The 25,958-nt window shown below is 55.5% G+C and carries 23 protein-coding genes; 7 read left to right on the forward strand and 16 right to left on the reverse strand.

What is annotated here, in order from left to right; all coding sequences use genetic code 11:
• Positions 1-5: 5 nt before the first annotated feature.
• The 3 genes from ribE to nrdR all read right to left on the reverse strand — a co-directional run bounded on the left by ribE (position 6) and on the right by nrdR (position 2,126).
• Positions 6-476 (reverse strand): 6,7-dimethyl-8-ribityllumazine synthase, encoded by a 471-nt coding sequence (gene ribE / locus JT31_RS07355; protein ID WP_038475111.1) that lies wholly within the window; start codon positions 474-476, stop codon positions 6-8.
• Between the two features lie 76 nt (positions 477-552).
• Positions 553-1,671, reverse strand: a complete 1,119-nt coding sequence (ribD, locus tag JT31_RS07360; RefSeq protein WP_038482912.1) for a bifunctional diaminohydroxyphosphoribosylaminopyrimidine deaminase/5-amino-6-(5-phosphoribosylamino)uracil reductase RibD — start codon at positions 1,669-1,671, stop codon at positions 553-555.
• A 5-nt stretch (positions 1,672-1,676) separates the two neighbouring features.
• Positions 1,677-2,126, reverse strand: a complete 450-nt coding sequence (gene nrdR / locus JT31_RS07365; RefSeq protein WP_016535162.1) for a transcriptional regulator NrdR — start codon at positions 2,124-2,126, stop codon at positions 1,677-1,679.
• Between nrdR and JT31_RS24185 the strand changes: the two genes are divergently transcribed.
• The 3 genes from JT31_RS24185 to JT31_RS07375 all read left to right on the forward strand — a co-directional run bounded on the left by JT31_RS24185 (position 2,121) and on the right by JT31_RS07375 (position 4,081).
• Positions 2,121-2,249: a hypothetical protein gene (locus tag JT31_RS24185; protein WP_255483372.1), complete on the forward strand. Its 129-nt coding sequence runs from the start codon at positions 2,121-2,123 to the stop codon at positions 2,247-2,249. The genes nrdR and JT31_RS24185 overlap by 6 nt on opposite strands.
• A gap of 31 nt (positions 2,250-2,280) precedes the next feature.
• Positions 2,281-2,841: a DUF3251 domain-containing protein gene (locus JT31_RS07370; RefSeq protein ID WP_038475115.1), complete on the forward strand. Its 561-nt coding sequence runs from the start codon at positions 2,281-2,283 to the stop codon at positions 2,839-2,841.
• 361 nt (positions 2,842-3,202) lie between these two features.
• The gene (locus JT31_RS07375; protein WP_038475117.1) at positions 3,203-4,081 is read left to right on the forward strand and encodes a nucleoside-specific channel-forming protein Tsx; all 879 of its coding nucleotides are present in this window, start codon (positions 3,203-3,205) and stop codon (positions 4,079-4,081) included.
• On the opposite strand, the gene JT31_RS24080 is transcribed toward JT31_RS07375, so the two are convergent.
• The 6 genes from JT31_RS24080 to queA all read right to left on the reverse strand — a co-directional run bounded on the left by JT31_RS24080 (position 4,078) and on the right by queA (position 10,073).
• On the reverse strand, positions 4,078-4,302 hold the full coding sequence (locus JT31_RS24080) for a hypothetical protein (protein ID WP_038475119.1): 225 nt from the start codon (positions 4,300-4,302) through the stop codon (positions 4,078-4,080). The two genes, JT31_RS07375 and JT31_RS24080, sit on opposite strands and share 4 nt — an antisense overlap.
• A gap of 131 nt (positions 4,303-4,433) precedes the next feature.
• Positions 4,434-5,405: a protein translocase subunit SecF gene (gene secF / locus JT31_RS07385; RefSeq protein ID WP_038475121.1), complete on the reverse strand. Its 972-nt coding sequence runs from the start codon at positions 5,403-5,405 to the stop codon at positions 4,434-4,436.
• Positions 5,406-5,415: 10 nt separating this feature from the next.
• Positions 5,416-7,263: a protein translocase subunit SecD gene (secD, locus tag JT31_RS07390; RefSeq protein WP_071842940.1), complete on the reverse strand. Its 1,848-nt coding sequence runs from the start codon at positions 7,261-7,263 to the stop codon at positions 5,416-5,418.
• Positions 7,264-7,290: 27 nt separating this feature from the next.
• Positions 7,291-7,623 (reverse strand): preprotein translocase subunit YajC, encoded by a 333-nt coding sequence (gene yajC / locus JT31_RS07395; protein WP_038475125.1) that lies wholly within the window; start codon positions 7,621-7,623, stop codon positions 7,291-7,293.
• 21 nt (positions 7,624-7,644) lie between these two features.
• Positions 7,645-8,772, reverse strand: a complete 1,128-nt coding sequence (tgt, locus tag JT31_RS07400) for a tRNA guanosine(34) transglycosylase Tgt (protein WP_038475127.1) — start codon at positions 8,770-8,772, stop codon at positions 7,645-7,647.
• 230 nt (positions 8,773-9,002) lie between these two features.
• On the reverse strand, positions 9,003-10,073 hold the full coding sequence (queA, locus tag JT31_RS07405) for a tRNA preQ1(34) S-adenosylmethionine ribosyltransferase-isomerase QueA (RefSeq protein ID WP_038475129.1): 1,071 nt from the start codon (positions 10,071-10,073) through the stop codon (positions 9,003-9,005).
• A gap of 114 nt (positions 10,074-10,187) precedes the next feature.
• Between queA and acpH the strand changes: the two genes are divergently transcribed.
• Together acpH and JT31_RS07415 are read left to right on the forward strand one after the other, a co-directional pair.
• Complete coding sequence (acpH, locus tag JT31_RS07410) at positions 10,188-10,769, forward strand: ACP phosphodiesterase (protein WP_038475132.1); 582 nt, start codon at positions 10,188-10,190, stop codon at positions 10,767-10,769.
• Between the two features lie 200 nt (positions 10,770-10,969).
• Positions 10,970-11,572 (forward strand): peroxiredoxin C, encoded by a 603-nt coding sequence (locus tag JT31_RS07415; protein WP_016535150.1) that lies wholly within the window; start codon positions 10,970-10,972, stop codon positions 11,570-11,572.
• A gap of 56 nt (positions 11,573-11,628) precedes the next feature.
• Here the strand turns inward: JT31_RS07415 and malZ are convergent, their stop codons facing one another.
• The 5 genes from malZ to phoB form a co-directional block, all read right to left on the reverse strand.
• On the reverse strand, positions 11,629-13,446 hold the full coding sequence (gene malZ, locus JT31_RS07420; protein WP_038475134.1) for a maltodextrin glucosidase: 1,818 nt from the start codon (positions 13,444-13,446) through the stop codon (positions 11,629-11,631).
• Between the two features lie 218 nt (positions 13,447-13,664).
• On the reverse strand, positions 13,665-15,023 hold the full coding sequence (gene proY / locus JT31_RS07425; protein WP_038475136.1) for a proline-specific permease ProY: 1,359 nt from the start codon (positions 15,021-15,023) through the stop codon (positions 13,665-13,667).
• Positions 15,024-15,094: 71 nt separating this feature from the next.
• Positions 15,095-16,414, reverse strand: coding sequence for a branched-chain amino acid transporter carrier protein BrnQ (brnQ, locus tag JT31_RS07430; protein ID WP_038475138.1), 1,320 nt, complete (start codon positions 16,412-16,414; stop codon positions 15,095-15,097).
• A 426-nt stretch (positions 16,415-16,840) separates the two neighbouring features.
• A complete protein-coding gene (phoR, locus tag JT31_RS07435) occupies positions 16,841-18,148 on the reverse strand; it encodes a phosphate regulon sensor histidine kinase PhoR (protein WP_038475140.1) in 1,308 nt (435 codons plus the stop codon).
• A gap of 22 nt (positions 18,149-18,170) precedes the next feature.
• Positions 18,171-18,860, reverse strand: coding sequence for a phosphate response regulator transcription factor PhoB (gene phoB / locus JT31_RS07440; RefSeq protein WP_008454506.1), 690 nt, complete (start codon positions 18,858-18,860; stop codon positions 18,171-18,173).
• Positions 18,861-19,059: 199 nt separating this feature from the next.
• Between phoB and sbcD the strand changes: the two genes are divergently transcribed.
• Together sbcD and sbcC are read left to right on the forward strand one after the other, a co-directional pair.
• Positions 19,060-20,277, forward strand: coding sequence for an exonuclease subunit SbcD (gene sbcD, locus JT31_RS07445; RefSeq protein WP_038475142.1), 1,218 nt, complete (start codon positions 19,060-19,062; stop codon positions 20,275-20,277).
• Positions 20,274-23,429, forward strand: coding sequence for an exonuclease subunit SbcC (gene sbcC, locus JT31_RS07450; protein ID WP_038475144.1), 3,156 nt, complete (start codon positions 20,274-20,276; stop codon positions 23,427-23,429). The genes sbcD and sbcC overlap by 4 nt, the downstream gene beginning before the upstream one ends.
• Positions 23,430-23,742: 313 nt before the next feature.
• Here the strand turns inward: sbcC and JT31_RS07455 are convergent, their stop codons facing one another.
• On the reverse strand, positions 23,743-24,702 hold the full coding sequence (locus tag JT31_RS07455) for an IS110 family transposase (RefSeq protein WP_038472527.1): 960 nt from the start codon (positions 24,700-24,702) through the stop codon (positions 23,743-23,745).
• A gap of 244 nt (positions 24,703-24,946) precedes the next feature.
• Positions 24,947-25,858: a fructokinase gene (mak, locus tag JT31_RS07460; RefSeq protein WP_038475146.1), complete on the reverse strand. Its 912-nt coding sequence runs from the start codon at positions 25,856-25,858 to the stop codon at positions 24,947-24,949.
• Between the last annotated feature and the right edge of the window lie 100 nt (positions 25,859-25,958).

A 25,958-nucleotide genomic window follows, 5' to 3' on the forward strand; every position in this document is an offset into this window, starting at 1 on the left:
AAAAATCAGGCCTTAATGGCTTTCAATACATTAATCATTTCAAGCGCGGTCAGTGCAGCTTCTGCACCTTTGTTACCGGCTTTGGTGCCAGCGCGTTCGATGGCTTGTTCAATGCTTTCAGTGGTCAGCACGCCGAAGGCAACGGGAATGCCGTTGTCCTGGCCTACGCTTAACAGACCGTTGCTGGCACCGCCGGCAACGTATTCGAAGTGCGCAGTGCCTCCGCGAATCACGGTACCCAGCGCGATAACCGCATCGTATTTACCGGTTTTCGCCAGCGCATCAGCGGCCAGTGGCAGCTCGTAAGCGCCCGGCACCCAAACTACGGTGATGTTTTCGTCTTTCACCTGGCCGATGCGTTTCAGGGCGTCGATAGCACCTTCCAGCAGGCTGTCATTGATGAAGTTGTTAAAACGCGCGATGGTGATGGCGACGCGAGCGTCAGGAGTAGCAACGGCAGCTTCAATAATGTTCATAATCTTCCTTTACGGGTTCTGTTTAGCCCCGCAGGGGGGCGGATTTTATCATAATCTTTTCGTGGCTGCTTACGTTTTACTGGCGTCCGTAAACGGGCGTCAGGTGCAGACACAAATCAGGGCCAACCTGCCGGACTTCGCTAAAGCTAAACTCCGGTACATCAGCAAGTTTTTCAAGGCCAGGAAGCTCGCACAATCCGCGGGCATCATTGCCTAATAGTTTTGGCGCGACGTAGACAATAAGCTCATCCACCAGGCCTGCCTGCAGCAGCGCACCGGCAAGCGTTGCCCCCGCCTCAACCCAGACAGAATTCACCTGGCGTTTGCCAAGCTGCATCATTAGCACCACCAAATCAAGATGGCCGTTATGTTCCGGAACCAACAGCTGTTCGACGTTTTCCGGCCAATGTTGTTCATCGGCATGGCAGCGGGCAAGCCACGTTTGCCCAGGGTTAGCGATAATTTGATGCTGCGGCGTCACGCGGTTTTGGCGATCAACCACGATGCGAACAGGCTGGCGCAAATCCTGTTGAGCATAAATCGCCTGGCTGGCGCTATCCAGTTCATCCCAACGTACCGTTAATGACGGGTTATCCGCCAGCACGGTGGCGCTGCTTGAGAGGATAGCGGCACTTTGTGCGCGCTGACGCTGAACGTCGCGACGCGCCTGAGGAGAAGTAATCCACTGACTCTCCCCGCTCGCCATTGCGGTACGTCCGTCCAGCGAAGCGCCGAGTTTAAGCTGGATAAACGGGAAACCGGTGCGCATACGCTTGAGGAAACCACGGTTCAGGGCTTCGGCCTCGTTCATCATTAAGCCATGGCTGACTTCGATGCCAGCCTGCTGCAGGCGATAGAGGCCACGCCCGGCAACCTGCGGATTCGGGTCCTGCATGGCGGCAACAACGCGAGATACGCCTGCGGCAATTAAGGCGTCGCAGCACGGTGGCGTGCGGCCATGGTGGCTACAAGGTTCGAGCGTTACATAGGCCGTCGCGCCTCGCGCCTGCTCGCCAGCCATACGCAAAGCGTGTACTTCCGCGTGAGGTTCACCGGCGCGCAAATGAAAACCTTCCCCGACAATTTCGCCGTCTTTGACAATCACGCAGCCGACATTCGGGTTCGGTGCCGTGGTAAAACGTCCGCGCTTCGCCAGCTCCAGCGCACGAGCCATAAACTGTTCATCAAGGGACATCGGCATTAATCCTGTAAACGGGCGATTTCTTCACCAAACTCTTTGATATCTTCAAAGCTACGGTAGACCGAAGCGAAGCGAATATAGGCGACTTTATCCAGCTTTTTGAGCTGCTCCATCACCAGGTTGCCGATGAGTTTACTCGGGACTTCACGTTCTCCGGTTGCTCGAAGGTGCGACTTAATATGGCTGATCGCCATTTCCACGTCGTCAGAGTTAACCGGGCGCTTTTCCAGCGCTTTCAGGATGCCGCTGCGCAGCTTATCTTCGTTAAACGGCTCGCGCACCTCATTGCTCTTCACAACTCTTGGCATCACCAGCTCCGCAACCTCAAAAGTCGTGAAGCGTTCGTGACAAACCAGGCACTGGCGCCGACGGCGTACGGAGGAACCTTCACCCACCAGGCGAGAGTCAATAACTTTGGTGTCCACGGCGAAACAGAATGGGCAATGCATAGCGTTTCCTGCTGGGATTATAAAGATGAACAACAGTTTACCGCGAAGTCGCGGGAGTACAAAGACAGCACCGGCCCCGACGGCGTTAAATATGACTTTTCAAGCGCGGGGAACTACGCTTAAATCAGCGAACGAAAACAAGGAAAAACCAACCATGACAAAGACTTACTTAAGAATTATCCTGGTTTCAAGCCTGATGAGCCTCACCGCCTGCGCCCAGCAAACCGAAGTGCGTCAGATGCGCAGCCAGATTGGCTCGCTAAATCAGGAGATGACGAAACTCAGCCAGCAAACGGTGAAGCTTACCCAGCAAAACGCCCTGAACGCGAAGTCCACCAGCGGCGTTTATCTGCTGCCAGGTTCAAACACGGCGGCTCGCCTGAACAGCCAGATTGGTAACCTGAAAATGTCGCTGACCAATATCTCGGCAGAAGCTAACGGCACCCGCGCCACGCTGCTGATCCAGGGTGAATCTAACGATCCGTTACCGGCCTTTAGCGGAAAAGTAGAATGGGGCCAGATCCAGGGCACCACGGACAGCTTCCAGGAAGTTAACGTGCAGACTCAGCAAATAGACGCCCCGGCCAGCATTCTTGCACCCAGCGATGTGTCGATTCCGCTGCGCCTGTCCGGAATTACGCCTGAGCAGTTAGGTTTTGTACGCATTCACGATATTCAGCCGGTTTCTGCCGCACAGCCAGCGCCAGCCCGGTAGCCCTCCACTCCCTTGCCTGGCGAGGGAGTTCGTCACACTCTTTCACACGCCTCGCACAATATGTGAAGCAAATCCCCTATTATCCCCCGCCTTTATAGTGATCCGCGTCACACTTAGATGTAACAACCCGGCATACGTTTGCGTAATTTGACGAAGCAGGTACAATCACGCCGTTTTTAATGTGCGCAAACGTGAACGCAATCGATTACGCATATGAGAAGAATGTGAAATAGAACATCTTTTTGTGAGCAGGGATTTCTATAATAGACGCGCTGCAAAGGTCCTTCCCCTGAGACCGGCGGCCATGGATGACATCTCACATTCGCATCGCACTAAAATTACGTAAACAGTGGCTAAAAATATGAAAAAAATTATTCTGGCAGCCGGCACCGTTCTGGCGCTTTCCAGCTCTTTCTCTGCCAGCGCAGAAGAAGCAAAAAACAGCGAATACCTCTCCGACTGGTGGCACCAGAGCGTTAACGTTGTGGGCAGCTACCACACCCGTTTCGGGCCGCAGCTGCGCAACGATACCTACCTGGAATACGAAGCTTTCGCCAAAAAAGACTGGTTCGATTTCTACGGCTATATGGATGCGCCAGTCTTCTTCGGCGGTAACACCCAGGCGAAAGGCATCTGGAACCACGGTTCTCCACTGTTTATGGAAATCGAACCTCGCTTCTCCATTGATAAGCTGACCGGCACCGATCTGAGCTTTGGTCCGTTCAAAGAGTGGTACTTCGCCAACAACTACATTTACGACATGGGCCGTAACGCGACGGGTCGCCAAAGCACCTGGTACATGGGTCTGGGTACCGACATCGATACCGGCCTGCCAATGAGTTTGTCCCTGAACGTGTATGCCAAGTATCAGTGGCAGAACTATAAAGCGACCAACGAAAACGAGTGGGATGGCTACCGCTTCAAGGTGAAATACTTCGTGCCGATTACTTCCCTGTGGGGCGGTAACCTGAGCTATATCGGTTTCACCAACTTTGACTGGGGTTCAGATCTGGGCAAAGACAGCGACTACGGCACTAACGGTCTGAAGCAGCGTACCAGCAACTCCATCGCTTCCAGCCACATCCTGTCGCTGAACTACGATCACTTGCATTACTCAATCGTTGCCCGTTACTTCCATAACGGCGGCCAGTGGAACGACGGCACCCAGTTAAACTGGATGACTGAAACCGTTCGCGCAACCGGCTGGGGCGGCTACTTCGTTGTCGGTTACAACTTCTAACCGTCACAGCAGACCAAAAAACCGGCCTTCTGGCCGGTTTTTTTATTTTCCAGGCAGGTAACCTTTGGCCTTCTGAAGAGCAATAAAGGCCTGAAGAGCACGATCGTGGCGCTCCTGATACGCACGCCCCAGGCAACCAGCAGCCAGACCTCTCCCCAGAATGACAGCCCAAGCGGATGAATATAAACGGGGATCTCAAACCAGTTGATGATTGCGCTCATTGTTTTTCTCCTGTGTTGTCAGTAACCACGAGTCTACTGACCCCTACTGACAGCATACTGTCAGGAGAAAAACACCGGACGAAAAAAAACCGCAGCACGAAGGCTGCGGTTTTATCAGACTCTAAACGCTATTACGGCAGAATGGACGGCTGATCCGCCCCTTCTTTCTCTACCTTCTGCTGCAGCATGTGCTCGCGCTTCATGCCCAGCTTCAACGCCAGCGCAGAGGCGACGTAGATAGAAGAAGCCGTACCGACGCTCACGCCGATAAGCATCGTCAGGGAGAAGCCTTTCAGCAGCGCCCCACCGAACAGATACAGCATCAGGATAACCACTAAGGTGGTGCCTGAAGTGATCAAGGTACGGTGCAGCGTCTGGGTCAGGGAGACGTTAAAGATTTCGTAAGGCGTCCCGCGACGAATTTTGCGGAAGTTTTCACGAATACGGTCCGAGACCACGATGCTGTCGTTCAGCGAGTAACCGATAACCGACATCAGTGACGCAACGATAGTCAGGTCAATCTCGATGTGGAACAGCGACAGCACGCCCATCGTGATAATCACGTCGTGCACAAGCGAGATAACCACACCGGCTGCCAGGCGCCACTCAAAGCGGAAGCCGACGTAAACCAGGATGGAAATCAGCGCTACCAGCAGCGCCATCGCACCGTTTTGAGCCAAATCGGCACCGACGCTCGGGCCAACAAACTCAATACGTTTCACCGCGGCATTCTGGTTGGTTGCTTCGTTAATCACGCTCACAACCTTGCTGCCCAGCACCTGACCGCCGGTTTCACCTTTGGCAGGCGGCATGCGCACCATGATGTCGCGACTGCTGCCAAAGTTCTGCACCAGCGGCTCTTCAAAGCCCGCTTTCTGCAGGGAAGCACGCATCGCATCAAGATCGGCCGGTTTTTCCAGCCCGATTTCGATTACCGTTCCGCCCGTAAAATCCAGACCCCAGTTGAAGCCTTTCACGCCGATAATCACGACGGAAAGGATCAGCAGGATACCGGAGATGCTAAAGGCCCAGTAATCCCAGCGCATAAAGTCGTGGACTTTACGGCCGTGGTTCAATTGTTCAACAGTATATTCCTGTGCCACAACGCACTCCTCAGATAGACAGCTTGTTGATGCGTTTGCCGCCGTACAACAGGTTCACAATGGCACGAGTCCCGACAATTGCGGTAAACATCGAGGTTGCGACACCAATACCGGTGGTGATAGCAAAGCCTTTGATTGCCCCGGTGCCTACGGCATACAGGATGATAACTTTGATAAGCGTGGTGATGTTGGCGTCGAAAATGGAGCTGAACGCGCCTTTATAGCCTTCATCAATCGCCTGCTGGACCGTACGCCCGTTGCTGATCTCTTCTTTGATACGCTCGTTGATCAGGACGTTGGCGTCCACCGCAACCGCAAGGGTTAAGACGATCCCCGCGATACCCGGCATGGTCAACGTTGCGCCCGGCAACAGAGACATAATCCCGACAATCAGCACCAGGTTAGCCAGCAGCGCCGTGGTCGCGATCAGGCCAAACTTCTTATAGAAGAACAGCATGAAGATGATGGACACCACCAGACCTGCCAGACACGCTTCCAGGCCTTGCTTGATGTTTTCCAGACCCAGCGTTGGACCGATAGTACGCTCTTCAACAATCTGAATTGGCGCAATCAGCGCCCCGGCACGCAGCAGCAGAGACAGCTGACGAGCTTCATTCGGGTTGCTGATACCGGTGATGCGGAAGCTGTTACCCAGGCGAGACTGAATGTTCGCCACGTTGATAACTTCTTCTTCTTTCATCAGTACAGAACGGCCATTGGCGTCTTTCTTACCGCTGTCCTTGTACTCCACAAAGAGGGTCGCCATCGGCTTGCCGATGTTGTCTTTGGTGAAGTTAGACATGATGTTACCGCCAGCGCTGTCCAGGGAAATGTTTACCTGTGGCTGGTTGTATTCATCCATGCTGGAGGTGGAGTCAGTGATGTGGTCACCGGTCAGAATCACGCGCTTGTACAGCACAACCGGCTGGCCTTCGCGAGTCGGCTTCACTTCGGAGTCACCCGGCACACGGCCAGAGGCTGCAGCACTTGCATCCACATTGGTGTTAACCAGACGGAATTCCAGCGTAGCGGTCGCACCCAGGATTTCTTTTGCGCGAGCGGTGTCCTGAATACCAGGCAGCTCAACCACGATACGGTCAGCACCCTGACGCTGAACCAGCGGTTCGGCTACGCCAAGCTGGTTAACACGGTTACGCAGGATATTGATGTTCTGCTGTACCGCATATTCACGCGCTTCGCTCAGGCGAGCATCGCTCATCACGGCACGCAGCGTGTTGCTTCCCTGGTTCGAGAACACCAGGTCACGGTGACGAGTAGAGAGATAATCTCTTGCAGAGTCGCGCGAGCCAGCGTCACGGAAGACAATGTCTACGCCGTAATTGTCCGCTTTGCGCACGTTAGTGTAGGCAATGCCCTTATCACGCAGATCGCTGCGCAGGCCATCGATATTTTGTTCCTGGAGTTTGCCAAGCGCTGTGTCCATATCCACTTCCATCAGGAAGTGAACGCCACCGCGCAGGTCAAGGCCGAGTTTCATCGGATTTGCGCCGATAGTCGACATCCAGCGTGGGGTAGCGGGAGCAAGGTTAAGCGCCACGACATAGTTGTCGCCCAGCACGCTCATCAGCGCTTCACGCGCGCGGAGCTGGGTATCAGTAGAGTCGAAGCGAGCGAGAATAGCGCCCTCTTCCAGCGCCACAGACTTAGCGGTAATTTTTTCTTGTTTTAAGGTGTTTTCGACCTGGATCAGCGTTTGTTCACTGGCGGCGGCACCGCGCACGCCAGTTAATTGAACGGCCGGATCCTCACCATACAGGTTGGGAAGCGCATACAGCAGACCAATCGCAAGCACGACGATCAGCATGATGTACTTCCACAAAGGATAACGGTTTAACACATTTAGTTCCCTTAGGGAAAACGAAAATTACAGCGCCTTCATGGTGCCTTTCGGCAGAACGGCAGCTACGAAATCACGCTTAATAACCACTTCGGTAGTGTCGTTCAGCGCGATAACAACATAGCCTGTTTCAGCTACTTTGGTCACGCGGCCAACCAGGCCACCGTTGGTCAGCACTTCATCGCCTTTAGCGATAGAGTCCATCAGTTTTTTATGCTCTTTGGTACGCTTTTGCTGCGGACGCAGGATCATAAAATAGAAAATCAGGCCGAAGACCACCAACATTGGAATCAAAGTCCATTGACTCTGTCCTGGAGCAGCACCCGCAGAAGCGACAGCATCAGAAATGAAAAAGCTCATTAAAATTCCCTCATTATTTAATTAATCAACGTTCAAAGGTGGAACCGGCTTACCTGTCCGCTCGTAAAAATCCGTCACGAAGTGCTCTAATTTACCCTCTTCAATGGCCTTGCGTAAACCAGCCATTAAACGCTGGTAATAGCGCAGGTTATGAATGGTATTGAGACGCGCGCCCAGTATTTCGTTGCAACGGTCAAGATGATGCAAGTAAGCACGTGAATAATTGCGACACGTATAGCAATCACACTCTGCATCCAGCGGTGCGGTGTCATCTTTATGCTTAGCATTGCGGATTTTCACCACGCCATCGGTAACAAACAGGTGACCGTTACGCGCATTACGAGTTGGCATGACGCAGTCGAACATATCGATACCGCGGCGTACCCCTTCAACCAGGTCTTCCGGTTTACCTACGCCCATCAGGTAACGTGGTTTGTCGGCAGGAATTTGCGGGCAGACGTGCTCCAGAATACGGTGCATGTCTTCCTTCGGCTCTCCTACCGCCAGGCCGCCGACAGCGTAGCCATCAAAGCCAATCTCTACCAGACCTTTTACCGAGATATCTCGTAAATCTTCGTAAACGCTGCCCTGAATAATGCCGAACAGCGCATTTTTATTCTCAAGAGAATCAAAGCGATCGCGGCTACGCTGGGCCCAGCGCAGGGACATCTCCATGGAGCGCTTCGCGTAATCCCAGTCCGCCGGGTAAGGCGTACATTCGTCGAAGATCATCACGATATCAGATCCGAGATCGTACTGAATTTCCATGGATTTTTCAGGATCGAGGAAAATCGGATCGCCGTTGATCGGGTTACGGAAGTGAACGCCCGCCTCGGTTATCTTACGGATGTCGCCCAGGCTGAACACCTGGAAACCACCGGAGTCCGTCAGGATTGGGCCTTTCCACTGCATAAAATCATGCAGGTCGCCGTGCAGCTTCATGATTTCCTGGCCTGGACGCAGCCATAAATGGAAGGTGTTGCCCAGGATAATCTGCGCGCCCGTGGCTTCAACTTCTTCCGGCGTCATCCCTTTTACGGTGCCGTAAGTACCCACCGGCATGAAGGCCGGGGTTTCGACGGTGCCACGCTCAAAAACCAGGCGACCGCGGCGTGCGCGGCCGTCTGTGGTATCTAATTCAAATTTCACATTTCCTCCAGCACCAGAGAAACAGTCTGGTGAATAAATTAACGCCGCGGGCGGGGCTCACGGCGGAATAAGCTGGGGTGGGTTACCCTCACCCCGGCCCTCTCCCTGGAAGGGAGATGGGAAAAAAATAAGACCTGTGTAGTCCCCTCTCCCCCCTGGGGAGAGGGGGGAAAAATATGACCTGTATAGTCCCCTCTCCCCCCTGGGGAGAGGGTTAGGGTGAGGGGCAATCACTCCCCGGGGCGTTCGTTAATCGCCTGCGGATTGCAGGTAATAAACATCGCATCGCCGTAGCTAAAGAAGCGGTATTCTGCCTTCACCGCCTCGTGGTAGGCGTGCATTGTGTTTTTGTATCCGGCAAACGCGGAGACCAGCATAATCAGCGTAGACTCTGGCAGGTGGAAATTCGTCACCAGCGCGTCGACAACTTTGTACTGATAGCCCGGATAGATAAAGATTTGGGTATCGCCGAAGAACGGCTCGATCGGATCGTTTTTAGACGCCTGAGCGGCGCTTTCCAGAGAACGTACCGACGTCGTCCCTACGGCAATAACGCGGTTACCGCGTGCTTTGCAGGCCAGCACCGCGTCCACAACATCCTGAGGCACTTCGGCATACTCAGAGTGCATAATATGGTCTTCAATGCTGTCCACGCGCACCGGCTGGAACGTCCCCGCGCCAACGTGCAGCGTGACGAACGCCATATCTATGCCTTTATTACGCAGTTTTTCCAGCAGCGGCTCGTCAAAGTGCAGGCCCGCCGTCGGCGCAGCAACGGCACCCGGCTTCTGGCTATAAACCGTTTGATAAAGCTCGCGGTCTGCCTCTTCATCAGGGCGGTCGATATACGGCGGCAGCGGCATATGGCCGATACTATTCAAAATATCCAGCACCGCACGCTCGTCGTTAAACTCGACTTCAAACAGCGCATCGTGGCGCGCAACCATGGTGGCGTGTACGCTTTCATCATCGCCCAGCAGCAGTTCAGCGCCGGGTTTTGGCGCTTTAGAAGCGCGAATATGTGCCAGAATGCGTTTATCATCCAGCATGCGCTCGACCAGCACTTCAATCTTACCGCCGCTGGCTTTACGGCCAAACAGGCGGGCCGGGATAACGCGGGTGTTATTGAACACCAGCAGGTCACCGGGGTTGAGCTTGTCGAGTAAATCGGTGAAAGTGCCATGCGTCAGCGCGCCCGTCGGCCCGTCCAGAGACAGCAAACGACAGCTGCTGCGCTCGGCTTGCGGATAATGAGCAATCAGGGATTCAGGCAGTTCAAAGGAAAAATCAGCAACGCGCATGGTATAGCACTCAGACTTAAAAACAGGCGGCTTAGTCTAGTGGCAGGGGGCTTTCCCTGCAACACGTTTACCCCGCTCAGGCCGTTTTAAAGCCATAAATGGAATAACTATTCGATGAATTTTCTCGCCCACCTGCATCTTGCCCATCTGGCCCAAAGTTCCCTGCTGGGAAATTTGCTGGCGGATTTCGTGCGCGGCAGCCCGGACGACAGCTTTTCGCCCGAGGTCGTGGCCGGCATTTATATGCATCGCCGGGTGGACGCCCTCACGGACGGCCTGCCGGAGGTCGCTCTGGCCCGAGGCTGGTTCGGCCCCAAAACGCGGCGCGTTTCGCCTATTTCGCTGGACGTTATGTGGGACCACTTCCTGTCACGCCACTGGGATAAGGTCTGCCCGGATATCGAGCTTGAGGATTTTGTCGCCTATGCACGCGGGCAAATTGAGCCCTGGCTTGCCGACACGCCGCCGCGTTTCATTAACCTCAATAACTATTTATGGCGTGAACGCTGGCTGGAGCGTTACCGGGAAATGAGCTTTATTGCTAATGTTCTCAACGGGATGGCAAGCCGTAGACCAAAGCTCGACGCATTGCGAGACTCCTGGCACGATCTCGATGCCCATTATGACCAACTGGAGGAACTGTTCTGGCAGTTCTATCCGCGCATGATGGCGATGGCGGAACAAAAAAGTTTGTGATCGTTCTCGGTTCACGTTACAACAACTTGCCCTTTTCAGAAAAAGGGCTATCTTGGTTACCGGCATCAACATAAGCGTCTTTTTGATAGCCAAAACCTATCTGATTGATTGGCAAGATGCCATTGAGCTACATGGAATGGAGCCCCTATACTCCCCCCGTTGCGTTAACATTCACTTTAACAAAATTAACAGGAGTACATATGGTCCTGGTTACTCGTCCAGCCCCTGACTTTACCGCTGCTGCCGTTCTGGGCAATGGCGAAATCGTTGAAAACTTCAACTTCAAAAAACACACCAACGGTAAAGCTACCGTGGTCTTCTTCTGGCCGATGGACTTCACCTTCGTGTGCCCGTCTGAACTGATCGCGTTCGACAAGCGTTACGAAGAATTCCAGAAGCGCGGCGTAGAAGTCGTTGGTGTATCTTTTGACTCCGAGTTCGTACACAACGCATGGCGTAAAACCCCGGTTGATAAAGGCGGCATCGGTGAAGTGAAATACGCGATGGTGGCTGACATCAAACGTGAAATTCAGAAAGCCTACGGTATTGAACATCCGGAAGCTGGCGTTGCACTGCGCGGCTCCTTCCTGATCGACAAAGCCGGTATCGTTCGCCACCAGGTGGTTAACGACCTGCCGCTGGGCCGTAACATCGACGAAATGCTGCGTATGGTTGACGCGCTGCAGTTCCACGAAGAGCACGGCGAAGTGTGCCCGGCTCAGTGGGAAAAAGGGAAAGAAGGCATGAACGCGTCTCCGGACGGCGTGGCCAAGTACCTGAGCGAGAACGTTGCTAAGCTGTAATCGCTAAGCAAGTTCGAAGAAAGGCCGCGAATGCGGCCTTTTTTGTTTTTGTCTGCCTACAGGCTCCGCCACACGGAGGCAGAAACCGCCGGCAGCGTCAATTCGCGGTTATCAAGCCCGGCTTCGCCTTCGAGCTGCGTCCAGGCCCTGCCGCTGAGCAGCGCATCCCACGGCAGCGTCACGGTAATCGCCTCGCCGCGGTTAATCGCCACCAATACGCGTTCATTCTGGTAGACGCGAGCAAACACCACCGCATCGCCTTCGGCATAGACAACCCGGCAGCCGCCCTGGCGTAACGCCCGGCTTTGCTTACGCAGTTTGCCTAAACGCTGATAGAGCGCCAGCAGGTCTACATCCTGATCCCGCTGATTCCACGGGAATGGCTTGCGGCAGAAAGGATCGTTGTTACCATCGAGTCCCACCTCATCACCGTAGTAAATACAGGGCACGCCGGGCCAGGCGTACAGCCAGATAACGGCCAGCGGCATCCGGGCAACGTCTTTGCCGAGAATCGACTTAAAGCGGGCGGTATCATGACTGTCGAGCTGGTTAAACATCCGCAGTTGCTGCTGATGGGAAAGCCCCGAACGATACTCTTCCATCCACGCCATGCAGGCCTGCGCGTCAATGCTCTGCGGCTCGTAAGAGATATCGGTATTCGCCAAAAATCCCCACAGCGGGAAAGTAAAACCGCGATAGTTCATGGCGGCGTCTTCGGTATCAGCCTGCAGCCACTGGCGGGCGTCGCCGAAGTGTTCACCCAGGACGTAAGCATTCGCTTTTGTTTCTTTTGCTGCCTGGGTAATGCCGCCGACGTGCTGCAGGTTGTTTTTCGCCCCGCCCGCTTCGCCCAGCATATGCACAACGTCCAGACGCCAGCCGTCAATGCCCCACGGCTCGCGCAGCCAGTGCCGCACAATACTTTGCTCGCCGCGATAGATTTCATCCACCAGCGTAGCCGAGCGATAGTCCAGCTTCGGCAGGCTTGAATAGCCCAGCCAGTCCAGCGCAAACCCCTCGTCGGAGAAGCTGTACCAGTCGCGCCACGGTGACTGCGGATTGTGGCAGGCGCCGCGGTCGCTACTCTGATGCCTGTCAAACCAGGCATGCGTATCGCCGCTGTGGTTAAAGACGCCGTCCAGCATCAGCTTCATCCCCTGCCTGCGCGTATTTTCCCGCAGCCGCAGGAAAGCGGCGTTACCGCCAAACTGCTCGTCCACCTGCCGGTAATCCTGAGTGTCGTACTTATGCACGCTGGGCGCGGTAAAAATAGGATTCAGATAAAGCGCCGTCACGCCAAGCTTTTTCAGGTACGGCAGCTTCTCGCTGATACCGTCGAGATCGCCCCCGTAAAAGGTCGATCCTCCCGCTTCCCCGGTTAACGGCTGGTCCCATTCACGCCGAACGATGTCCTGCCCTGCCGCATGATGAAAATAAACGTTGTTCTGAGCCGGCTGGCGATTTGATCCTCGTGCAAAACGATCCGGGAAGATCTGATAAAACACCTGATCCTGCACCCAGTCAGGGCCGGTATCAGGCGTATCAAAAGCAAACTGTTCCAGGCGAGCCGGCGGCGTTTTCCGCAGGCCCTGGGGCGTATACCAGCGCTGCCGGTCCTGCCAGAGCAGTTTAAAACTGTAGCGGCGGCGCGGCTGCCCTTCGGAGGTATCAAGAGTCACCTTCCAGGCAACAACGCCCTCCAGGGGAGCGTGTTTCTGACGCGTCATGGCCAGGGAAATCTCTTCGTTATCTTTTTCGCCGCGCAGAACCACTTTTTCCGGCAGGTCATCTCCCGCCAGCCACAGCGTTATGGTCAGGCTTTGCTCACGCTTCTGAAGAAACGGCGCCACCGGAAGGTGCCAGGCATTCAACATAGTAACTTTCCCATCGCTTAAAAATGACGCCACCTTGCCACAGCATAAGGCTTTATCACTCATCATTGAGGGTTAATTTTGGGGAGGATGGGAGGGGTGGAGGCGAGGATAATTTGTCCCCTCACCCCGCCCCTCTCCCCAAAGGGGCGAGGGAGAAAAACGAGGGAGGTGAATGCTATTTGTCCCCTCTTCCTTTCAGGAAGAGAGGCAAAAATCGATTACTGCGCGTTCACCCGGCGCTTAACAAGCCAGCCGATAAGCAGCAGCACAATCCAGCCGCAGCCCACGTACAGCGAAATACGGGTTTCCGGATGGTAGCCAATCAGCGCGATGATAAACACCAGGAACACCAGGCCAACAACCGTGGTTGCAACGCCGCCGGGAATAGGGAACTTCAGCGCTTTCGCCTCTTCCGGCGACAGGCGGCGGCGGAAGGCAATTTGCGACAGCAGGATCATTATCCACACCCACACGGTGGCAAAGGTCGCCAGGGAAGCAATCACCAGGAAGACGTTATCCGGCATGATGTAGTTCAGGTAAACCGCCAGCAGCAGCGCACAGGCCATCACCACGACGGTGACCCACGGAATACCGTTGCGAGAGGTTTTGGCGAACACTTTAGGCGCGCTGCCCTGCTCGGCCATGCCGTGCAGCATGCGGCCCACACCGAACACATCGCTGTTAATCGCCGAAAGAGAAGCGGTGATAACCACAAAATTCAGAATACCGGCCGCGGCGGTAATGCCCATATGCTGGAAGGTCATCACAAACGGGCTGCCTTCGGTGCCCACCTGGTTCCACGGATAGATGGACATGATGACGAACAGCGTGCCCACATAAAACACCAGAATACGCAGCGGGACGGAGTTGATGGCGCGCGGAATAGACTTCTGCGGATCTTTCGCTTCGCCTGCCGTGATGCCGATAATCTCAATCCCGCCGTAGGCAAACATCACCATCTGCAGCGACATTATCATCCCGAGCCAGCCGTTGCTGAAGAAGCCGCCGTTGCTCCACAGGTTATGGATACCGGTCGCCTGGCCGCCGTTGCCAATCCCCCAAACGATAATGCCGATCCCGGCAATAATCATGATGATGATGGTGGCCACCTTGAAGAACGAGAACCAGAACTCCAGCTCGCCGAATACCTTCACGCTCATCAGGTTGATGGCGCTGATAATAAGCACCACGCTCAGCACCCAGACCCAGTGCGGCACCGCCGGGAACCAGATGCCCATATAGATCCCAAAGGCGGTCACGTCGGCGATGGCAACAATCAATATTTCAAAGCAGTAGGTCCAGCCGGTGATATAACCTGCCAGTGGCCCCAGGTAGTCCTGGGCATAACGTGAAAACGAGCTGGCCGCAGGGTTGTGCACCGACATTTCGCCCAGCGCGCGCATGATGATGTAGGCCGCCACGCCGCCGATAATATACGCCAGCAGCACGCTCGGCCCCGCCATTTTGATGGCGTCCGCCGAACCGTAAAACAGCCCTGTTCCAATCGCCGACCCCAGCGCCATAAATCGAATGTGCCGGGTGCTCAAACCGCGCTTGAGCTTGTTGGTGTTTTCCATTAATCCAGTACCACGCTTTACAATAAAAAAACCACGGAGGACGACTCCGTGGTTACATAGCAATCAAAAACTTAGTGGGCGGCGGAGGTCACCTGGCGCCCTGCTGCTTTGTCCCAGATAGCGGTGATAACCACCATCGCGACGGTCGGCAGCAGCCAGGCAAGTCCCTGATCCGCCAGCGGCAGTTTCGCCGCCCAGCCAGGCAGCACGTCGCTGATGGCCGAAGCTTTAACGCCGTCAATCATACCAAACAGCAGGCTTATCAGCATCGCCGGCGCAATAACGCGGGTGGAATTGTTCCACCACGGACGAGTAAAGCTCAGCACCACAAGTGCGATACATGGCGGATAGATTGCCGTCAGCACCGGGATAGAGATCTGAATCAGATGGCTCAGGCCCAGGTTGGATACAATCATCGAGAACAGACCGAGGATAAACACCAGCGAGCGATAAGAGAGCGGCAGATACTGGCTAAAGAACTCCGCGCAGGCACAGGTCAGGCCAACGGCAGTGACCAGGCAGGCCAGGAAAATCAGCGCCGCGAGGAAGAAGCTTCCTGCCCCACCAAAGGTATGAGCGACATAGGCGTGCAGAATAGCCGCACCGTTGGCTTTCTGATCGACCAGGTTCGCGCTATCGGACCCCAGGTGGAACAGCGCCAGGTAGATAACCGTCAGGCCGATACCGGCAATCAAACCCGCCCAAATCGTGTAGCGGGTCAGCAGGCGAGATTCGGTCACGCCACGGGAGCGGGCGGCATTAACGATAACAATCCCGAACACCAGCGAAGCCAGGGTATCCATCGTCAGGTAGCCGTTCACAAAGCCGTTAGAAAACGCCGCATTCTGGTAGGCTTCAGTGGCGGTGCTCAGGCCACCGGCAGGCCACAGAATCGCACCTGCGGACAGGATCAGCAGCGCGATGATTTTCACCGGCGCCAGCACGTGGCCCACGGTATCCAGCAGCTTGCCGGGATAAAGAGAAATGCCGATCACCAGCGCAAAGTACACCAGGCTGTAGATAAACAGCGGCATATCGCCCATGCCTGTCAGCGGAGCAATCCCCACTTCAAAAGAAACGGTGGTGGTACGCGGCGTGGCAAACAGAGGCCCTACGGCCAGGTAGCAGACGGTTGCCAGCAAAATGCCGGCACGGCGGCCAATCGGCGAGCTGAGGCTATCAATACCCCCGCCCACGCGTGCGATCGCCACGATAGTCAGAACAGGTAAACCTACTGCGGTCACCAGGAAGCCAAGCGCCGCCGTCCAGACGTGCTCGCCAGCCTGTAAGCCGACCATAGGAGGAAAAATGATGTTGCCCGCGCCCACAAACAGCGCAAAGGTCATAAAGCCCAGAGCGATGATGTCACGAGATTTCAAATGATAGGTCATAAAATAAAGCAGCCTGTGGATGTGTGGTGTTGAAAATGCTCAAATTTTTAAACCGAGGTTCAGTCCAGATAACGTTCGGTAAAAACGCGGCTATTACCGGTAACGACAGCGGAATATGCTTCTCCAGATCGGTGGCGAAGAATAGTTAGTCGAATTACCACTCAATTTCAGTCGGTCTGGTAATAACAGGGGGGCAATTAAAACGCTTATAGCGTTTGAAGACAAGAAGGGATCGGGAAACCAGAAATATATCCTTTATAAATACGCATAACCAGTGAATAAAGTTGATTATACGCTTTTGTTATGGCTTATCATTCGGACAAAAAAGCATCAATTCGATATTCATCACTTAACGAGTGGTGAAAATACGCACAAAAAAGGCCAGAAAACTGGCCTGTGGAAAGCGGACTTGACGGTTATGGCAAGTTAATGTGCAACCGCCGCAGAATCATGAGCAATCAGGCGTTCTGGCAGAATAAACGAAAACGTCGATCCCTGCCCCGGCTGGCTTTCGATCTCCAGCCGCGCATCATGGTGGCTAAGGGCATGCTTAACGATAGCCAGCCCAAGCCCGCTGCCGCCCGTCTGGCGAGAGCGCGCCTTATCGACCCGGTAAAAGCGCTCGGTCAGGCGAGGAAGATGCTCGGCGGAAATTCCAGGCCCGGTATCCCTGACGCTAAACGCCACGCCGTGGGGCAGCTTGCGCCAGGTGACCGTAATTTGGGTCCCGGCCGGCGTGTGATTTACGGCGTTATACACCAGGTTCGAGATAGCGCTGCGAAGCTGCTCCTCGTTGCCGTAAACCTGAAGCCCAGGCTCGACGTTAAAAGTGAGCGTTTGCTTCTGCTGGCTTAGCGTTTGCGCCTCGCGCTCCACCACGCGCAGCATCAGCGGCACGTCGATTTTTTCGTTCATCGAAATCGCCGGTGCAGCCTCAATCCTCGATAAGGTGAGCAGCTGTTTGACCAGCCCTTCCATACGCGACGTTTGCTCACGCATGGTATGCAACGCTTTGTCCTTGAGCGGCCCTTCCAGCGCCTGATCCTGCATCATCTCCAGATAACCCTGTAACACGGTCAGCGGGGTGCGCAGCTCGTGGCTGACGTTGGCAAAGAAGTTACGGCGAGCGCCTTCAAGCTGGTGCATCTGCGTGACGTCACGCGCCACCATCAGCCACTGCCCGTCGGCATAAGGCATCACGCGGAACTCAAGATGACGGCCGTTGTTCAGCACCAGCGTCAGCGGGCGGCCGAACTGCTGCTTCGCTACGTATTGAGTGAATTCAGGGTAACGCAGAAGGTTGAGAATATTTTGGCCGCTGTCGTCGGGCCAGCGCAGGCCAAGCAGCTGCTGCGCCAGGCCGTTACACCAAAAAATAGTGCCTTCTTCGGTGGTCAGCACCACCGCATCTGGCAGTGATTCCGCACCGCTGCGGAACCGCTTGATAAGGTTGCCCAGCTCCTTACGGCGCTTTTTATTACGCAGCTGCATCTGGTGCAGCCCGTAAAGCAAAGGCTCCCAGCTTCCCCGCCCGGGCGGCGGGGTCATGCTGCGGTCAACCCACAGCCACCAGGAGAGACGAAGTAAATTCCAGAAATGCCAGCTTAACAGGGCGGTCACTGCCGCCAGTAAGAACCACGGCAGATGGCCAAAAATCAATCCGAGAATCGCCGCCGGTAAACAACAGAGCATCAGCTCCAGTACCAGCCTTTTCCATGACAGCCGTTCCAGCACGCGTCACGCTCCTGTCAGCATATTAAAAACGGGTTGAAAAGCGATAACCCGTGCCGCGAACTGTTTGCACCATTTTGTCATGACCACTTGTTTCCAGAGCTTTACGCAGACGGCGAATATGCACGTCTACGGTACGGTCTTCAACGTAAACGTTAGTCCCCCACACGTTATTAAGCAGCTGTTCACGGCTGTAAACGCGCTCCGGGTGGGTCATAAAGAAGTGTAACAGCTTAAATTCGGTTGGCCCCATGTCGAGCGGATCTTCACCGGTCATCACGCGGTGCGATGAAGGGTCAAGGCTCAGGCCCTGCATCTCAATCACCTCTTCCACCGCCATCGGTGAAATACGGCGCATCACGGCTTTGATACGTGCCACCAGCTCTTTCGGGGAGAACGGCTTGGTGATGTAGTCGTCGGCACCGACCTCAAGACCGCGGACGCGATCTTCTTCTTCGCCGCGGGCGGTCAGCATCATCACCGGGATCTCGCGAGTTAATGCTTCACGCTTCAGGTGCTTGATGAACTGGATCCCCGAACCACCTGGCAGCATCCAGTCCAGCAGGATCAGATCGGGGAAAGGTTCAATCAGCAGGTTAACCGCGCTGTCATAATCTTCCGCCTCTACCGACTGGAAGCCATTTTGCTCGAGCACAAAGCTCACCATTTCACGAATCGGAGCTTCATCTTCTACGACTAAAATGCGTCTCGCCATGATTTACCCTGTTGAAAAGAGACCATCTCTTATTAATTGTGCGCCAGTATGCGTCAGATTTGTGACAGATTTATGAAAAAGATTACGGCCAGATATTTCACCTTTTTGAATTATGACAGCCCCAGATTTTTGCTGACGGTTACGCTTCTGACTCAATAGCTTATAATCGGTCATTCGCCTCTTTGCCATGGGACAGGTTATGCGCATTCTCCACACTTCAGACTGGCACCTCGGCCAAAACTTCTATACCAAAAGCCGGGCTTCTGAACACCAGGCCTTTCTCGACTGGTTGATAAACGCCGCGCTCGAACATCAGGTGGAGGCGATTATTGTCGCGGGGGATATCTTTGATACCGGCTCACCGCCGAGCTACGCCCGCGAAATGTATAACCGCTTTGTGGTGCAGCTGCAGGCCACCGGCTGCCAGCTCGTGGTGCTGGCGGGTAACCACGATTCCGTTGCCACGCTCAACGAATCCCGCGAGCTGCTGGCCTGTCTGAATACCCGAGTGATTGCCAGCGCACGCCACAACAAAGACGAGCAGGCGCTGGTCCTTAATCAAAAAGACGGCACGCCAGGCGCTATCCTTTGCCCCATTCCTTTCCTGCGCCCCCGCGACATTCAAAGCAGCCAGGCCGGACTGTCTGGCCATGAGAAACAGCGTTCTTTAATGGAAGCCATCAGCGAACATTATCAGCACTGCTATGAGGCCGCCGTTGCCCTGCGCGGAGACAGGCCGCTGCCGATTATCGCCACCGGGCACCTGACTACCGTTGGCGTAACAAAATCTGACGCGGTTCGCGACATTTATATCGGCACGTTGGACGCTTTCCCGGCGCAGCACTTCCCGCCAGCCGACTACATCGCGCTCGGGCATATTCATCGCGCGCAGAAAATCGGCGGCAGCGAGCATATTCGCTACAGCGGTTCGCCTATTCCGCTGAGTTTCGACGAAACCGGCAAAGCAAAAAGTGTGTTTCTCGTAGAGTTTAGCGGTGCGGCGCTGGCAAGCGTCGAACCTCTGGAGGTACCCATCAGCCAGCCGCTGGCCATCGTCAAAGGTTCGCTGCGTGAAATTGAGCAGCAGCTTGAGCAGTGGCGAAATGCGCCGGCTGAGCCGAAAGTCTGGCTGGATATCGAAATCGCCACCGATGAATATCTGCACGATATGCAGCGCCAGGTCCAGGCGCTTACCGACGAACTGCCGGTCGAAGTCGTCCTGCTGCGCCGCAGCCGCGAACAGCGCGAGCGGGTCATTGCCAGCCAGCATAAAGAGACGCTGAGCGAGTTAAGCGTTGAAGAAGTTTTTGAGCGACGGCTGAGCCAGGAAGAGACCAGCGACGAGCGTGCCGCACGGTTAAGAACGCTGTTTGCACAAACCCTTTCAGACTTGCACCAGCAGGAGGAACAGGCATGAAAATCTTAAGCCTGCGGTTAAAAAACATAAACTCCCTGAAAGGCGAATGGAAAATTGATTTCACCCAGGAGCCCTTCGCCAGCAACGGACTGTTCGCTATCACCGGCCCGACGGGCGCGGGCAAAACCACCCTGCTCGACGCAATTTGCCTGGCGCTGTACCACAAAACGCCGCGCCTCAGCACCGTTTCTCAGTCGCAAAACGACCTGATGACCAGGGACACCGCTGAGTGCCTGGCCGAAGTGGAGTTCGAGGTCAAAGGCGTTGGCTACCGGGCTTTCTGGAGCCAGAACCGCGCCCGTAACGCGGCAAATGGCAACCTTCAGGCGCCGCGCGTGGAGCTGGCCCAAATCAGCGACGGCAAAATCCTCGCGGATAAAATTAAAGACAAGCTTGAGATTGTCGCCTCGCTTACCGGGCTGGACTACGACCGCTTCACCCGCTCGATGATGCTCTCCCAGGGGCAGTTCGCCGCCTTTTTAAACGCCGACGCCAACGACCGCGCCTCGCTGCTTGAGGAGCTGACCGGCACCGAAATCTACGGCACCGTGTCTGCGGCGGTCTTTGAAAATCATAAGCAAATCAAAAGCCGGCTTGAAAACCTGCTGGCCCAGGCTTCAGGCGTTGCGCTATTGAATGAGGAGCAGCAACAGCAGCTTACGCAGAGTTTGCAGGCGCTTACTTTTGAAGAAAAAAAGCTGTCGGACGAACAGCAGCAACAACAGCAACATCAGCACTGGCTCAGCCAGCGTGCCCGGCTCGCCGCCGACAAAGAGCAGAAGCTGCAGGCGCTGAACGGTGCCAGTCAGGCCCTTAAAGACGCGGAGCCGATGCTGGCGAAGCTGACCCGCGCCCTGCCTGCCGAAAAACTGCGGCCTCACTGGCAGCGGTTGCAGGAAAAGCAGCAGACGTTAAGGCAAAACGGCGAAGCCGCAGAGAAAGTGAATACCCGCTTACAGCAGCTCACCGTTCGTCGTCAGCAAACCCGCCTGTTAGCCGCCGGGCAGGCTCAAAAGCTTCAGTCAGAAGCACAGCTGGTACAGGAATGGCTCACCGCCAATGACCGCTATCGCCTGTTAGCCGCCGAGCTGACGGGCTGGCGCATGGCGTTTACGCAGCAGCAGCGTGATGAAAGACAGCTGGCTGAGCTCCAGCAGACGCTGCAGGCCAGCCAGCAAAAGCTGCAGGCGCTGCCGGAGCCGACGCTTAGCCTTTCTCCTGATGAAGTGAGCGCTCATTTACAGCGAATGCTGGCAACCCGGCCTGCTCGCCAGCAGTTGGCCGCCCTGCAGCCACAGTTCGCCACGCTGGAGAAACGTAAAGCCGAGCAGCAGCGGGAGCTTGCCGAGCTGGATAAACTGATTGCCGGGCGTGACGCTGAGCTCAGCCAAAAACGTCAGCAATACAAAGACAAACGCCAGCATGAGGCCGATCTGGAAAAAGTCGTCGAGCAGGAAAGGCGCATTCAAAGCCTTGAAGCTGAGCGTGCGCTTTTACAACCGGATTCCCCGTGCCCGCTTTGCGGCTCAACCCAACATCCCGCCGTAGAAGCCTATAAAACGCTGGAGCCGGGCGAGAACCAGCAGCGTCTTGCCGCCCTTAAGCAAGAGGTCGCCAAACTCGCGGAGCTTGGCTTCGCCCTGAAAGGTCAGCTTGATACCCAACGCCAACAGCGCGAAAAACTGGTGCAGGTAAGCCCCGCGCTGCAGGAAGAGGAAGCCTCTCTGTCCGCCCGCTGGCAGCAGCAGTGTGCAGAAGCAGGTATCGCTTTAACGCCGCAGGACGATCTCACCGCCTGGCTTAACGAGCAGGAACAGCGTGAACAGCAGCTGCGCCAGCTAGGCGAGCGTCAGGCGCTGGAGGTGCAGTTTCAACGCGACAGCCAGCAGCATGAAAAGCTGAGTGCCGACTTTATGGTACAGCGCACGTCTCTACAGGCAACGCTGGAGCGGGTCGGTCTTGTGCGCCCCGAGCCGGGAGAAGAGCAAAACTGGCTCGAAGCTCGTCAAAAAGAATCCCTGCAATGGCAGCAACAGCAGGACAAGCTGCCGCAGCTTCACCAGCAGCTTTCCAGCCTTGAGATGCTGCTCTCCAATCTAATGGACGACGGCTCAACGCCGCCGCCGTTGGAGGCAAACGAGCGCCAGGCTGCGCTGCAAAACTGGCAGACGCTGCATAACGACTGCAACCTGCTCGAAGGACAGCGTCAGTCCCTGCAAGAACAGCTGAAGCAAAGTGAAAGAGAAGCCACGGCGGCACAGGAGCAGTTCAGCAATGCGCTCTCGGCCAGCCAGTTCAGCGACGAAGCCGACTTCCGAAGCGCGCTGCTGGAAGAGGCCGGGCGACTTGAGCTTGAGCAACGTAAGCAGCAGCTGGAACGCCAACAGCAGCAACAGACTACGCTGCTGGAACAGGCTGAAAGCGCGCTGGCTCAGCATCTCTCAGGGCGGCCAGAAACCCTGAGCGAAGAGACCGAAGTCAGCATGCTGGATGAACGTATCGCAGCGCTTACTCTCCAGCTGCGCGAAAACGCCTCTCGCCAGGGGCAAATCACCCAGCAACTGCGTCATGACGAGGAAAATCGGGTTCGCCAGCAGGCGCTGATGCAGGAGATCAAAGCGTGTGAGGCGCAGGCGGAAGACTGGGGCTACCTCAATTCGCTCATCGGCTCCAAAGAAGGGGATAAATTCCGTAAATTCGCCCAGGGGCTGACGCTGGATAATCTGGTCTGGCTGGCAAACAATCAGCTTAACCGCCTGCACGGGCGCTACCTGCTTCAGCGCAAAGACAACGAAGCGCTCGAGCTGCAGGTGGTGGATACCTGGCAGGCAGATGCGGTGCGGGATACACGCACGCTCTCCGGCGGAGAAAGTTTCCTGGTGAGTCTGGCGCTGGCGCTCGCGTTATCCGATTTGGTTAGCCATAAAACCCGCATTGACTCCCTGTTTCTGGATGAAGGTTTTGGCACCCTCGATGCGCAGACGCTGGATACCGCGCTCGACGCGCTGGATACGCTGAACGCCAGCGGCAAAACTATCGGCGTCATCAGCCACGTTGAGGCGATGAAAGAGCGGATCCCGGTGCAAATTAAGGTGAAGAAGATCAACGGCCTGGGCGTGAGCCGACTGGATAAAGTTTTTGCAGTGGATTGAGCTTGACCCTGGCTCACTCCCAGGGAAGTGTCTGGTCGTCACAAATACGCTTATGAAGGATCGGCTAAGGTTCCGTTCACTTCCAGCCCTGGGTCGGCTGAGATGCGTTTCCGACGCTCTCAGCCTCCGGCCGTTCCCGACGGCCGGACCCTGGCCAGTCGGAGAGAAAACGAGGCGATTTAAGCCGGAACCGTGCCTCGCTTCATATTTTTACTCTCACCCTAACCCTCTCCCTGAAAGGGAGAGGGAAAAAAGAATGTTCTCTATCGGCTGTTTCCCCCCTCTCCCTCTGGGAGAGATACCGTCTTGTCGGTTATCCGGCAAGCGGTATTTCAGCGTTAAATTCACGCCCTGATTTCACCACCCCATAAGCCAGCTGTAGCAGCTTTCTCATTCCTGCACACACGCGTTCTTTGCCTGTCTTCCCCCTGCTCGCCATCCGGGTCATCAGGTCTTTCACCACTTCATTACATCTTCCCGCCACTACCGTAGGCATATACAGCACGCTACGCAGCTCACGGCTCCCCACTTTTGACAACCTGCTCTTTCCCTTCCACATCCCGGACTCACAACGTCGTGGGTTCAGCCCTGCATAAGCCACCAGAGCCTTACTGCTCCTGAACCGCCTCAGGTTTCCTGCGAAGGCCAGAAGACTCGTACTCAGCACATCTCCCACTCCCGGGATACTCTCCAGCAGCGCTTTGTCTTTTCTCAGGTCCGGGTCATCATCAATGTGCTGTCTGATTTTCTTTTTGGTTTCTTTTATCAGTTCATCCAGCGTGGCGATGTGCTCTTTTAACGAGCCAGTGATGACCTCATCTGCGGCCTCCAGCCTGTTCTCTTCCATCTGACGCATCTCTTCAAGATTTTTAAGATGCCGCACCAGCGCGGTCAGCTGTCGCTGGCTGAGAGGAGCCGGATGCCATTGGGCTGGCTGATACAGGGCACAATACCTTGCTATCAGGGCGGCATCGCTTTTATCCGTTTTGTTTCGGGTCAGTTCGGTGTTACTGAAGGCATGAATGCGGGCAGGGTTTTCCAGGCTGACGCGATAGCCGCCATCGGACAATGCCGTGGCGAGTTCCGTGCTGTAGCTGCCCGTCGCTTCCATACAGACATGACAGTCCCCAAAGCGGGTCAGCCAGTGAATAAACTCACGACATCCCGCAGGCGTGTTAGCAAACTTTTTAGTTTTGTATTTCTGACCAGGCAGCAGGACAGCGACATCAAATTTTAGCTTAGCAATATCAACGCCGACAGAAGTGAGGGTCATCTGATTCTCCGTAACCTTATGAATATTATCGCCAGACCATCCTTATATGTGGGTGCTCAGAGGCACAGGATACCGTTCGGTCTTGAGGCGACAGGGAATAAGGTTGCCGGGGCATAATCTCTCCCACGGGCTTGGAAGCACCAGGGCCAGGGGATGCTCACCGGCAACCTCCCGATGATCAGTCGGGGATCTTCCCCGCACTGGCGGGGAAGTTCAAGACATAAGGGCCGGGGTGAGGGGCGATTTACTTCTCCAGAGGCCACAACCACGCCGCACCGCGAACGCCGCTGGAATCGCCGTGTACCGCCTTGCGAATCGGCGTTTCGCACTCGCCGCCAAACACCCACGGCTTAATCAGCTGGGGCACCGTCCGGTATAAACGTTCCACGTTACTCATTCCTCCGCCCAGCACGATCGCATCCGGATCCAAAATATTCACGATATGCGCCAGCGACTTCGCCAGACGAGTCTCGTAGCGGCTGATGGCCAGCTCGGCCAGCGGATCCTGCTGCTCGGCCAGGCTAATGATCTCATGCCCTTTCAGCGTTTTTCCGCTCAGGCGCTGGTAGTCGGTGCCGAAGCCGGTGCCGGAAATAAAGGTCTCAATACATCCCTTCTTGCCGCAATAGCACGGTACTTCTTCCCGGAAACGCAGTTCGTCTTCGTCCATCCACGGCAGCGGGTTATGCCCCCACTCGCCCGCCGTGCCGTTGCCGCCAATCAGGCTGCGGCCATTAATCGCCACGCCCGCCCCGCAGCCGGTACCGACGATCACCGCAAAGACGATCTGTGCGCCAGCAGCGGCACCGTCGATAGCTTCCGAAACGGCCAGGCAGTTGGCGTCGTTAGCCAGCCTGACTTCTCGCTTCAGCGCCAGGCTGAGATCCTTATCAAACGGCTGTCCGTTAAGCCAGGTTGAGTTCGCATTCTTCACGACTCGGGTATAAGGGGAAATCGACCCCGGGATCCCAAGCCCTACCGTACCGGTCTCGCCCGTGGCTTCTTCCGCCAGCCGCACCAGCTCAACAATGTTTTTGATAGTGGCCTGGTAGTCATTTTTAGGCGTTGGCAAACGGTGGCGGTAGAGCTGTTTCCCGTCGTCTGCCAGCGCAATCACTTCTGTTTTAGTCCCACCGAGATCGATACCTATGCGCACAAGAGCTTCCTCATTTGGTGATAATTATCAACAACATAAAATGCAGCGTAAGCAAAGGCAATGAAACGAGGCCGTCAATTCGTTATCATGCCCGCTGCGT

Origin of the sequence: Cedecea neteri (assembly GCF_000757825.1) — a bacterium.
In the GTDB taxonomy this organism is placed as follows: Bacteria; Pseudomonadota; Gammaproteobacteria; order Enterobacterales; family Enterobacteriaceae; genus Cedecea; species Cedecea selenatireducens.